This is a genomic window from Methylobacterium sp. J-048, assembly GCF_022829515.1.
Taxonomy (GTDB): domain Bacteria; phylum Pseudomonadota; class Alphaproteobacteria; order Rhizobiales; family Beijerinckiaceae; genus Methylobacterium.
The window spans coordinates 1-11511 of the sequence record NZ_JAKSYL010000160.1 but is presented as its reverse complement, the minus strand read 5'-3'; the positions used below and the strand labels follow the sequence as shown (position 1 = coordinate 11511).

Annotated in this window: 11 protein-coding genes; 6 read left to right on the top strand and 5 right to left on the bottom strand. The window is 64.4% G+C overall.

Going from position 1 to position 11511, the window contains the following annotated elements; genetic code table 11:
• Positions 1-64 precede the first annotated feature (64 nt).
• A complete protein-coding gene (locus MKL09_RS16215; RefSeq protein ID WP_244021754.1) occupies positions 65-1459 on the top strand; it encodes a DUF4105 domain-containing protein in 1395 nt (464 codons plus the stop codon).
• A 52-nt stretch (positions 1460-1511) separates the two neighbouring features.
• Here the strand turns inward: MKL09_RS16215 and MKL09_RS16210 are convergent, their stop codons facing one another.
• On the bottom strand, positions 1512-2741 hold the full coding sequence (locus MKL09_RS16210) for a serine hydrolase domain-containing protein (protein ID WP_244021753.1): 1230 nt from the start codon (positions 2739-2741) through the stop codon (positions 1512-1514).
• Positions 2742-3073: 332 nt separating this feature from the next.
• Here MKL09_RS16210 and MKL09_RS16205 point away from each other — a divergent pair, with 332 nt between their 5' ends.
• From MKL09_RS16205 to MKL09_RS16195, 3 genes are all read left to right on the top strand, one after another.
• Positions 3074-3400: a DMT family transporter gene (locus MKL09_RS16205; protein WP_244021752.1), complete on the top strand. Its 327-nt coding sequence runs from the start codon at positions 3074-3076 to the stop codon at positions 3398-3400.
• Between the two features lie 410 nt (positions 3401-3810).
• Positions 3811-4383, top strand: a complete 573-nt coding sequence (locus MKL09_RS16200) for a cell wall hydrolase (protein WP_409566938.1) — start codon at positions 3811-3813, stop codon at positions 4381-4383.
• A 433-nt stretch (positions 4384-4816) separates the two neighbouring features.
• A complete protein-coding gene (locus tag MKL09_RS16195) occupies positions 4817-5227 on the top strand; it encodes a hypothetical protein (protein WP_244021748.1) in 411 nt (136 codons plus the stop codon).
• A 364-nt stretch (positions 5228-5591) separates the two neighbouring features.
• On the opposite strand, the gene MKL09_RS16190 is transcribed toward MKL09_RS16195, so the two are convergent.
• Genes MKL09_RS16190 through MKL09_RS16175 form a run of 4 tightly spaced genes read right to left on the bottom strand, consistent with a single transcriptional unit; the run spans position 5592 to position 9106 of the window.
• Positions 5592-6137: a transglycosylase SLT domain-containing protein gene (locus MKL09_RS16190; protein WP_244021746.1), complete on the bottom strand. Its 546-nt coding sequence runs from the start codon at positions 6135-6137 to the stop codon at positions 5592-5594.
• Positions 6097-7680, bottom strand: coding sequence for a flagellar hook-length control protein FliK (locus tag MKL09_RS32215; protein ID WP_244021742.1), 1584 nt, complete (start codon positions 7678-7680; stop codon positions 6097-6099). The genes MKL09_RS16190 and MKL09_RS32215 overlap by 41 nt, the downstream gene beginning before the upstream one ends.
• Entirely contained in the window at positions 7677-8957 is a 1281-nt protein-coding gene (locus tag MKL09_RS16180; RefSeq protein ID WP_244021735.1) for a chemotaxis protein, read from the bottom strand. Before MKL09_RS16180 ends, MKL09_RS32215 begins: the two co-directional genes overlap by 4 nt.
• The gene (locus tag MKL09_RS16175; RefSeq protein WP_244021733.1) at positions 8954-9106 is read right to left on the bottom strand and encodes a hypothetical protein; all 153 of its coding nucleotides are present in this window, start codon (positions 9104-9106) and stop codon (positions 8954-8956) included. Before MKL09_RS16175 ends, MKL09_RS16180 begins: the two co-directional genes overlap by 4 nt.
• A gap of 157 nt (positions 9107-9263) precedes the next feature.
• Here MKL09_RS16175 and MKL09_RS16170 point away from each other — a divergent pair, with 157 nt between their 5' ends.
• Both MKL09_RS16170 and MKL09_RS16165 read left to right on the top strand, forming a co-directional pair.
• Positions 9264-10268 (top strand): tyrosine-type recombinase/integrase, encoded by a 1005-nt coding sequence (locus MKL09_RS16170; RefSeq protein ID WP_244021731.1) that lies wholly within the window; start codon positions 9264-9266, stop codon positions 10266-10268.
• 332 nt (positions 10269-10600) lie between these two features.
• Complete coding sequence (locus MKL09_RS16165; RefSeq protein WP_244021729.1) at positions 10601-11374, top strand: DEAD/DEAH box helicase family protein; 774 nt, start codon at positions 10601-10603, stop codon at positions 11372-11374.
• The last annotated feature ends 137 nt before the right edge of the window (positions 11375-11511 follow it).

Genomic DNA, 11511 nt, shown 5'->3' with positions numbered 1-11511 from the left:
ACAGAGTCCTCAGGCGACTCGTGAAAGGTGCGGGCCGCAACTGCGCTTCCGAAGACGACCGGTCATGTCCCATCTCCCCTCCCCGCCGCACCGGCATGACGGTCCCGATCCGCAGCATGCGATCCGTGGGGGCAATGCCCGGATGGCACCGCTCTGGCAGGTGCTGGTCGGCGGTGAGGCGGTCCGCCGCCATGTGCACCTGATCCTGGCCGCGGGCGTGGCTCTGGCCCTGCTGGGCGTGGCCGTGATGATCGATGCCTTCGCGGGGGCGGTCCACATTCCGGAACGCTGGTTCGGCCTGCTCCTGCTCGCCGACGGCCTCGGCTCGCTCGGCACCGGCCTGATCGCCGCGGGGGCGGCCCGGCGGCTGCGGGTCTTCAAGGGCCTGTTCCTGTCCGTGGCCGCGATCCTGATCATGATGGCCTCGCCCACGAGCTTCTTCCTGCTGGCGATGCTGTGCGGCACCGCCTTCCTGGTCGACGGCGCGATCCGGATCGTCCTCGCCTGCCTGCTGAAGTTTCCGGAATGGCGGACCTCGGTGGCGCTGGGGGGGCTGGGCGTGGCCTTCGGCCTGTTCCACCTGCAGCCCTGGCCGACCTGGTATGTCGGCACCGTCGGCTACTGCATCGGGATGTTCCTCATCCTCAACGGCGCGCGCCTGGCCCTGGCGGGGCTGCGGACGCACCGCCTGGCGCCGGACCCGGACCCGGCACCCGCGGCGGCGGCGGACAGCCTGACGGTCTATGTCTGGACCCCGACCGGACAGGCCACCACACCCGCCGCACAGCGGCTGGTCCGGCGCTACGTCGCCTCCGTCGACGTGGCGGGGCGGTACTCCACCGGCCACGCGGCCCTGGAGCAGGCGGGCGACCTATATATCAGCCACTATCCCGCGGTGGAGATCGATCGTTCCCCGGCCAACCTCCGGTCGAGCCTGCGCGCCGGTCCCGAGAACGACGTCCCCGGCCGGTTCCTGCCGTCCCATCGCGAGGAGGTCGCGGATTGGTGCGAGGCCACGGTCGCGGTCACGCTGAGCGGCGTCGACGGCGCCCGGCTGCGGGCGTTCTGGGAGGCCTATCGCCGGGACACCACCTACAATTTCATCAGCCGCAACTGTTCGACCACGGTCGCCCGCGCCCTGGACGTGGCGGTGGAGGGCGCGTTCAGCCGCGACGGGCATCCCTGGCGCAACCTCGCCAACGCGCTGACCAGCCCGGAATTCTGGGCCGCAGCCCTGCTGCGCAACGGCGCCCGGTCCATGACCTGGACCCCGGGTCTGGTGCTCGACTACACGCGCGCGCTCAGCGCCCTGGTCGACCCGGCCGCGCCGGTGACGACCATCGCCTGGGCTAGCGTCGGCCGGCGGTTCATCCGCAACGGGCGGGTCGGGTCGCTGACACGCGTGTTCCAGCTTGCCCGGCGCCGGCCCGCCTCGGGGGCGGGTCCGACCGAGGCCTGAGAGCTTCATTGCGCCCCTGCCCTCTGGAGGGCCGGAGGGCGGTGCGCTTAGGTCAGCGGGCGGTGCGGCCGGCGCCGAGGTCGGCCGCGATGGCCTGCATCACCGACAGGGTGTCGACCTCGTCCTGCTCGGCGCCGTGGTCGCTGAGCTTCACGATCACGGTGCCGGTCTCGCGGTTGACGTAGACATACTGGCCGTAGACGCCGATCGCCGAGATGTCGCTGTCGTCGCCCCCGGGGGCGTGCCACCACTGCGCCGAATACTGCCAGCCATCGACCGCCCGGCGGGCCGGCGTTTCGATCCGGTCGATCCAGCGGGCCGGGATGATACGGTTCTGCCCGGCGCGGCCCTGGTCGGCCACCAGCAGGCCTAAGCGGGCGAAGTCGCGGGGCGTAGCGTTGATGCAGCAGAACGCCTTCTCGATACCCCCGCCCCGGTCGAGATTCCAGGTGGCGTCGGCCTGGGCGCCCATCGGCTTCCAGATCCGCTCCGAGAGCAGGTCCGCCAGCGGCTTGCCCTCGACCCGCGCCAGGATCAGGCCGAGCAGCTCGGTGTCGATGCTGCGGTAGCGGCCCTGGCTGCCGGGCTTGAACGCAAGATGGGCGTTGTCGCGCACGAAGGCGGTGATGTCCCGGGTCAGGTACATCCCGGCGGTGCCGGTGAGCGGATGCTGCGGATCGTAATTCTCCGGCACGGCGATCCCGCTCGCCATGTCGAGGAGGTCGCGTACGGTGATCTGGCCGAACACCGCGGCGTGGCGCAACTCGGGCAGTAGGGCGGAGACCCGGTCGGTCTCGGCGAGCTTGCCGCCCGCCACCGCGGTGCCGACCAGCAGCGACACGATCGACTTCGCCACCGACCAGGACGGGAACAGGGTCGCCGGGCCGGTGTCGGGGCGCTGCCATTCGTGGATCAGGATTCCGTCCTGCACCACCAGGAAGGCGTTGGTGTGCGTCTGCGCCAGCATCGTCGCGAGCGGGACCGGCTTCCCCTTCCAGGGGACGCGATCGAGGATCGGGCTCGGCCGGAATGCCAGGTCGCGGGCCTGCTCGGGCGCCTGCACCACCCGGCTGGGGAACCAAGGGCCGATCGCGGACGGCTCGATCACCGCCAGGGCCGCCAGGGTGACCGGATCGGGGACGTTGATCAGCGCTGTGGCGGTCCAGGCGCAGCCGACCGCCACGACGCCGCCGGCTGCGGCGATCACGCCCCAGCGCGTGCCCCGTCGGCGCCCCGGGCGGGGGCGGGCCGAAGGCTCCGGGATCGCGGACGACGAGGTCATGATGGATCGGTGTCGCTCTGGATCGTCACGGTCGTGGCGCCGTCGACCGGAGCCTCGGTACGCGCGGCGACCATGATGAGGAGGCCTTAACGAAGGGCCAACCGGGCCGGACGTTGAATTCGAGGCTCAGCCCCGCGCGCCCGGCGCGAACGATTCGAAAATGTTCACTGATTCTGCGGAAAAGGGCTGTCGAAGTCTGGCGGCATCTTAGGGCTGGCCGCGGGTGCGCACAAATTGCAGCCGACGCCGGCTTTCCGATCGCCTATGCCGGCCCGAAGAACCGTGTTCCATTCGAAACGGCACTCTGCTCTCGAACGAAAGTCTTCCGGGCGATGAACCCTTTCCTGATCCTCGGGCTCGCGATCGGCGCGGAGGTCACCGCCACCCTGGCCCTGAAGGCCGCCGACGGCCTGACCAAGCCGGGGCCGACCCTGATCGTGGCCATCGGCTATGGCACCGCCCTGTGGCTGATGTCGAACAGCATGGACATGCTGCCGATCGGGGTGGTCTACGCGATCTGGTCCGGGGTCGGCATGATCGGCGCGGCGCTCGGCGGCGCGTTGCTGTACGGCGAGGCGATCAGCCCGACCATGCTGGTGGGGATCGCGATCATCGCGGTCGGCGTGGCCATCCTGGCGTCCGGGCAGGGCCAGCATTGAAGCGCCAGCACTGAGCCGCCGGCACGCCCGCCCCGGCAATCGCGGCTTCGGAGCAAGCCCCTCGCCGCCCGAAGAGGCCGCTGCTCCGGCAGCCACTTGCGGGACCGTGCGGATGTCGAGCCTGGGGCAATCAGGTTGATCGCATAAGGTTTTACGGAATGGGCCGGCGTCCCTGGCGGCGGACGCGGCCCTGAACCCGGGGGCCCGGGCTCCGGGCCGTCCCGGCTGGCTCGCGCGCCTGCAGATGGGCGACCCCAGCGCGGCGCGGCCGATTGCTCGCCACATCCTCGCCGCGAACGTGCATTCAAGCTTGGCGTGTACAACGACCGAGCGTGGCGGCGCCGTGATGGGCGATCGCCCCGCCCCGAGGCTGGAGGACGGAGCGCTGATGCATGCAGGGTAGCGAGAGGATGAAGATCGTTTCCGGGTTGGTCGTCCTGGCCCTCGCCGGCGGTCTCGGTGCGTGCAACACCGCTTCACCCCTGACCACAGGATCGATCCCCGACCGCAAGCCGTCGATGGTGGTCAGCGATGCCGAGCGCGACTGTCTCGGCCGGGCCATGTATTTCGAATCGAACCGCAGCGACGAGGGCGGGCTGCTCGCCGTCGGCACCGTGGTGATGAACCGCCTGGAAACCGCGATCTTCCCGGGCGGCATCTGCGCGGTGGTCGGACAGCCCGGGCAATTCGCCCCCGGCGTGCTCACCAAGCCGATGCAGGAGCGCGACCTCCAGAAGGTCGCCGACGCCGCCGACGCGGTGCTGGCCGGCGAGCGCCACCCGAAGGTCGGGAAGGCGATGTATTTCCACACCGCGGGCCATCACTTTCCTTACAAGAACATGCACTACGTGGCTGTCGCCGGCGGCAATGCCTTCTACGAGAAGCGTGATTCCCGCGCGGCCAGGAAGGAAATGCCGGATTCCCCCGCGCTGCCCGCGACGGTCTCGAGCTACGCGGCGGGCCCGGTTCCGCCCGCGCAGTAACGCCATTCGCGGCATGGCCCACGATCCGGATCGCCCTGCCCGATCCGGTCGTGGACTGGTGGGGTGCCGTGCGCCCTGCCCCCTCGCACATCCAGCCCGGCTTCCGCGCGACGACGGTTGCGGCCGCGTGAGGTCGATGCCGGGATCGCGCCGGTTCGTGTGCCATCCCACATTCGAACGCATCGGCCTTAAAGCCGACATCCCGGCCGGAGCGCAGGGCGTATATCCCGGGAAGACGCGCCGACGCTTCGGTACAGGAGCTGCCGATGCTGTCGAACCGGATCACTTGACCCGTAATAGCAGATGACGTGTCATCATGCCCGGCGCTAAATCTGTCGATCTGTCGCGCTGTCCCCATGCGCGACATTTACATCGCCGGATGACGCTTTAGCTTGCCGGTTGAAACTACCCACGACCCACGGAATTCCGACCGATGATCGCCCATAGGGTAGCGCTCGCTGGCACGGTCCTCATCTTGAGCATCGCGCCCGCGTCCTCTCAGCTGCGCCGCCCCATGACCTGTACGGAGGATGTGTCGGTGGGGCTGGAGGCGACCCCCCTCCCCGAAGGCGCGCAGCCGCACCCGCAACGGGCCCGGACCTTTTCGGTGGTCGCCAGCGGCGGCTTGCTGACCGTCATCTCTGCCGGGCGCTCCGACTATTACGAATGCCAGGTGGCGTCGCCGCGCTTGAACGAGCGCACGCCGCGCAATGCGATCAAATGCCAGAACGGCGTGTATTTTCTTCTCATCGATCTGAACAAGCTGAACTTCGTCGAGGCGCAGCTCAATCCGGAGGATCGCACCGAGATCAAGGTGAGCTACGGAAGCTGCCGGAGCCTGTAGTCGAGCTCAATCCATCCGGATGAGGATGTAGGCCGAGACGGCGATGACCGCGACGGTGACGGCGAACAGCAGAAGCGTCTTCGCGAACGGGCCGTCGGCCGGGTCTGGTGCGTCATTCATGATGCTCCCCCAGCCCCGTAAAAAGGATGGTGTCTGCCGTCTTGCTTAACGTATGAGCGGCGAATAGGCGGCATCTGCATAGCGTGTTCAGTATTCTGCGCTGTTGGCGCTGAAGAATCCGTTTCTCGCCGGTCCTCCCGCACCGGCCCGCCGGGCGCAAGCCGGCTCACCGGCACGGTCCCGGGAGGCCGCTCGCATCGACCTGATTCGGCGCGGCCGCGCCTTCGTCACGTCGGATGGGGCATCACCGGCAGAACTGCGTCGCCGCCGGGGTCCATTGGCCGAATCCCGTCGCGACCATGTTGGCGACGACCCGGCAGATATACTGCTTTTGCGCCGCGTTGTTGTTCGGCCCGGCATGATAGCGCGCCACCGCCATGGTCCAGCTGCCCTCCCGCTTCTTGAGTTCCTGGAGGAATTGCGTCGCGTACTGAACGTTCGCGTGCGGGTCGATCATGGCCTCGACCGAGCCGAACTTGTCGCCGTGATAATGGTGATTGATCTGCATGCAGCCGAGATCGATCAGGCGCACGCCCTTGCTGCGCGCTTCCGTGAACCGGGCCATCACGTCCCGCAGCCCCGTGCCGAAATAGGCGGTCCCGGCGATGTTCATGGCATAGGGCTGCAACGAGCCGCGCTTGCCGGTCTCCGTCAGGCCAACGGCGTAGAGCACGCCCAGCGGCACGCCGTAGCGCGCGGAGGCGCGCCCCATCTCGTCCTCGCAGACATTCGCTGCGGCCGGGGCCGCGCTAGAGATACACGCCGCCGTCACAAGGACGTACCGCTTCATCCGTCCGTTCTCCTTCGCGTCGGTTGCTGGCGGCTTGGCGCTGCCCGTCCTGCCGCTGCCTGGCGCCCTCGTTGCCCGGTCTGGCGCCCCCGTCGGTGAACGACGGCGAGGCCTGTTGCTGCGACCCGCCCGCTCCCGTCTCGGTCGGACGCGCCTGCCCGACGATGACGTCGGCTTTGTAGCCGCCCTGATTCAGGAGGTCGGTGAGGATCGCCGTATCCTTGTGCAGGAGCGCGGCGGTCTCCGGCTGCGAGGCGCGCAGATGCGTCTCGAGCTGGCCGTTCGAGAGCCGCATCTCCACGGTGACGACCCCCAGATCCTCCGGCCGAAGCTGGATCTTGAGCATGCGCAACGGCTCCACCGGGACGGCGTTGGCCGCCGGATCAGCTTGGAGCCCGCCTTGCGAGGCCGCCGCCGCGGTCGCGCGTTCGAGTTCCTCCCGGATGGTCGTCGCGATCAACGGCAGGGAGCCGGCGGGCAGGCTCGTGGCGGTCCCGGTCCCGTCCCGAGGCGCTGCCGACGCCGCGGAAGAATCCTCCGCGCGCTCGCCGACGGCGGCCAGGACGGCCCGTTCGACGCCCGACACGGCGTGGCCCTGCCCGGGTGCAATCATCATCGGTGTCTCGGACGCGGCCCCCGCAGCGGTGTCCATGGCGATGGCGCGCCGCGGATCCGGCTCGGACTGGATCTGGAGCGGGAGCTTCAGTGCCGCCGCGGTCGCGTTCAGGGCCGGTCCTTCGGGCCTGGCGACCTGCGGCGTGGCCGTGGCGATTTCGGCGCCGGCCGCGGCGGCAGCCGGCTCCGTCGTGCCCGCAGGCGCGGCCTCGGTTGCCGGTGCCCCACCGGATACGACGGGCTTGAAATGAACAGCGCGGCCGAGCACCTCGATCTTCGCCGCGGCGGCCTGCAGCGTCTTGGTGATATCCGCGCGCGGTGCGCCGTTCGCTCGCGCAAGATCGTCCATGCGGGCTGCGCTGTCCGCGCGTACCGGATCCTTCGCATCCGTTGCACCGTCGGTGGGTGCAACATCGTCCGCGGATGCTGGCTGAGCCTTCGCATCCCCGGCGGGGATCCTGATTGGCGTCGACACGGATCCCAAAGATGTGCCGGCCGATGCTCCAGTGGCCCCGAGCACCGAAGCCGACAGGCTTCCGGCCGCGGGAACAAGGGCCGCCTCGATCGACCGATCCTGGACGGGCGCCGGGGCCCTGGAATCGGCGGCCGCGACGGCCGGCAAGGCGACGCTCAAGAGGTTCGCCAGCAACGCCGCGGCAGAGCTTACCGGCGTGATGGGCGCGGGCTCTGCCGCAACCGCAACCTCCGGTGGGGCCTCGCCCGCCGTATCGTCGGGCTTGCCCGTCGCGGCCTCGGTGTCGGCCGAGGACGATGAATCCGCGCCCGAAAGCTTGCGCAGGACGGCCCCGAAGGCGCTTTCGCGCCCCGTCCCCTGCTGCTGCGGGGTGTCGCCGTTCGCGCTCGGCGGCCCGACGTCGCGATCCGGTTTCGGAGTGGGATTCTGAACCGCGGCCGAGATCGGATTCACGGGGTTGACCTCCGAAGGAGTTGATCGATCTGGCCAATCATGGCCTCGGCCTTGGGGATCAGGTTGCCGGGCTCGTCGGCCGCCTCCGCCTGGGCTTGCGCACGCTTCGACGCCTCGGCATCCGGCGGGGCGGGAGCGCGGGCCAGCCCGCGCCCGATCTGCTCGGCCATCGACAAAGCCGCGTTGAGGAGCTGGACGTCGCGCGCCGGCAGCTTGGCCCTGTCGACGGCCTTCAGCTTCCGCAGGGCCGTCTGGAAGGTCGACAAGGTCACGATCTCCGCAGCCGCGCGGTAGAGCCGAGCCTGGGTCGCCTCCAGGCTCTCCGGCGCGCAGAGCACCAATGCCTGGTCGGACGCCATGAGGGCCGTGTTGGTCTTGCCCTCCTGGACCGCCGTCCGGGCGATCAGCAGGTAGAGATCCCGCCGGCTCTCGGGGGCGAGTTCGTTCATGATTCGGGTGAAGGATGCGAAGCGAGCCTCGTCCCGGCCGAAATCGAGCTGCGTCAGCTGGTATGCGAAGCGCTGCCGGAAATTGCCCGCATAGATCGAGTGCTGGAAGCGGCGCAGGTATTGGATCGCCAGAATCTCGAACTTCTTCAGGTCGCCGCCCTGCCCGAGGGCGAAGATTTCGCCGCGCAGCGCACCCTCCTCGACGAGGGTGCCCGGCATCAGCGATCTGACCCGATCGAGGAGGGTGATCGCGTGGACCGGATTCTCGGTCACCGTGAGGGCGGCCTGCGTGAGAGCGATCGACCCGGCAAGGGTCAGCGGCAGGGTCGCCGTGTCGATATCCTTGAGCAGCCGGCCCGCTTCGGCTTCCTGACCTTCGATATAGGCGAGTGCGCCGCGTGCGAGCGTCGTCTCGGGCGTGTCGGGGCTGTCCTGCTTCGTCAGTTGTCGCAGGATCGTCGGGCCGCCGCCGCTCAGGGCGAAGACGATCGCCGCCTGCACGTTATGCCGATCGGCCCAGACCTCCGGCGCCGCGTTGAGGAGGTCGGCTTCGATACGGGCCATCAGCACGGGCTGGCTTTCATGCGCGGCCAGGGACCCTGCGGCGATCCGGTCCTGCAGCAATTGCAGCGTGCGTACCCATTCCACAGGACCGCTCTTCCGGCCATGCGGGTCAGCGGCCGGTGCCGCCGCAGGAGCTTCGGACGCCGGCGGTTGCGCCACTTGCGGAACCGTCTCGGTTGCCGGCAGTGGCGCAGGGTCCGCCGCGACCGGGTACGGGCATACGGTGAGAAGGGCGCCGAGGACGCCCCGCGTGATCCGCTTCATCCCGAAGCGCCTTGCAGGAGGATCTCGATCCGGCGGTTCTCGGGGGCCTTCGGATCCGCGGCGTTCCGCGGCATCCGGTTGGCGGCGCCCTCGATCCGCGCGATCCGGGCCTCGTCGACGCCGGCTCGCGTCAGCATGTAGGAGGCCATACTAGGCAATCGCGCTGCTATGCGTCTCGGTCACGCCGGTTAACGGTAAAAATCATTGAAAAACAATGGTTTAGCTGTCGATTAAAACCACTTGGGTGCTGTCAAAAACCTCTGATTCATGCGTCCGGGCACAATGTCGGGCACAATGAGGATCAAGATGGCCACGATTAGGAAAAGGAATGGGAAATTTCAGGTGCAAATAAGAATAAAAGGTTTTCAATCTACAGCACGAACTTTCAAAACAAAATCCGAAGCAATCATATGGTCCAAGGCTGCGGAAACCGATAAATATCGTAATACTGAAGCAATAAATCCTTCGTCTTGCGATGAATACACTGTCGGAGATTTGCTTGAAAGATATTTTATTGAAATACTATCAAAAAGAAACTGGTATAAAAGAGAGTGCTCCATACTCAGACGGTTTCAACGTTCGGAAATATACAAGATTAAGATTAGCGACCTGTGTGAAGGGGATATTGCCCGTTATAGAGATCACCGGTTGAGAACAGTTAAGCCTGCCACGGTTGTAAGAGAGCTCTCCATCGGGTCACATTGTTTGACGATTGCACAAAGCGAATGGGGAGTTCGATTGGCAACTAACTCATTCAAAAGTGTACGGAAGCCGAAAGTTCGAAACAGTAGAGAGCGACGCATTTCACAGGAGGAATGGGATCGAATTATCGAGGCCGACAGCCAAAGAGGCAGTAGGGCAATGATACATATTATTGAGCTGGCAATTGAAACGGCAATGAGAAAAAGTGAGCTTCTTAACGCAAAGTGGATAGACATCAATTTCAGTCAATCGACACTTCATATCCCGAAAACAAAAAATGAATATCCGAGAACGATTCCACTAACGCCGAAAGCAATCGGAATCATTCGTTCGATCGAACGAAAAGACAGCAACAGCACGATAATTTCTGTAAACTACTACACTCTAAATTCTTGGTGGGTAGCGTTGCTCAAATCTGCAGGAATTCGAAACTTGCGATGGCACGATCTAAGACATGAAGGAATTTCTCGGCATTTTGAACATGGGCTCAGCGTCCCTGAAGTTGCCATGATTTCCGGCCACCGCGACTATCAAATGCTAAGAAGATACACTCACATCAAACCTGAAAATGTCGCGGCCAAACTTGCTCTGATTTTTAACAAATCTTGACGAAGCAACTATGCGGCGAGAATGCGTCGGAAATACCTCGCCGCGTTTTAAGTAATAATTCCAATTGGCTCATACTAATGCGACTTCTGGCGCGGATTTCCTACTGTCACTAAATCTGAATAACAGTTATATGAAGTAGGCCGGTCCGGCATATTCGACGCAACCACTCGCGAGACGCTTCGCGATATTCTAACTATCAACATTGTACCTATTGACATCACATCAAAGATGCGCTATTTTCGAGTAAGTTGATGCCGAAGCGCGATAGCTATTGCAAGCGTTCGGACACTTCATTCCTAAAGCACATCCTTGTATGCCGCGCTCTATGAGACGTGGCTATTTTCTCAATCTATCAAAGGTTTAAAACTCTACCGATGCTCAAGATTTCAATTGCCGACGCCCCAACGGGTTCCGGCAAAACGACCGCGCTTGCCAAAAATGCAATTACAATGCTGAACAACAATAAAACGGTTATCTTCATTCAACCTACTAAAGATCTGAATCAACAGACAGCTAAACAACTCGCTGATCTTAATCGGTTTGCACACATCGAGCTTATCAACGGCGACACCTATCCCAAGGCTACTGTTGCGCGCTTGGCTGAACATCTGCGGAAACCATTTGATCAGCCACACGTAATTCTCACCACCCATGAAAGTTTCGAGCGAATTCCGTACCGTACAGGAATGGAACGTTACGATCTTTTCTGTGATGAAATCCCGAAGGCATTCAAAACGGTCAGTGAACGCCTGCCTCATAATCATGGAAAATTGACAGAAGCTATAACTGTTATTTCAAGGGGCTCTTCCTATGGTGAAGTTAGGGTAACCAACGAGGGGCAGCTTAGGCGGATAGCAGAAAACAGAAAGAACGACGCAGTTGATGGGATTTTTCAACCATTCGCCAGGTCTATATTGGACGATAACTACCGGACTTTTGTCAATCTTGAGCAGTATGAGAACTTGAGAAGGGGTAGTTCCGTCGAGACGCACCTAACGATGTTCTCACTTGTGGAGCCAAAACTGTATGCCGGATTTCAATCGGTTCGGATGGCAGGGGCGCGTGCAACCGAGACCATATTACACAAATGGTTCAAGCGGCTTTGACCTGACCGGCTGGCTTTGGACCGGGCTGATTGAGAGGATCAGCCAGGACCGGAGGAGTCGGACATGCGGCGAGGTCAGAAGACGAGCGCGGAGCAGGTGGTGCTCAAGCTGCGCCAGATCGAGGTGCAGACAGCTCA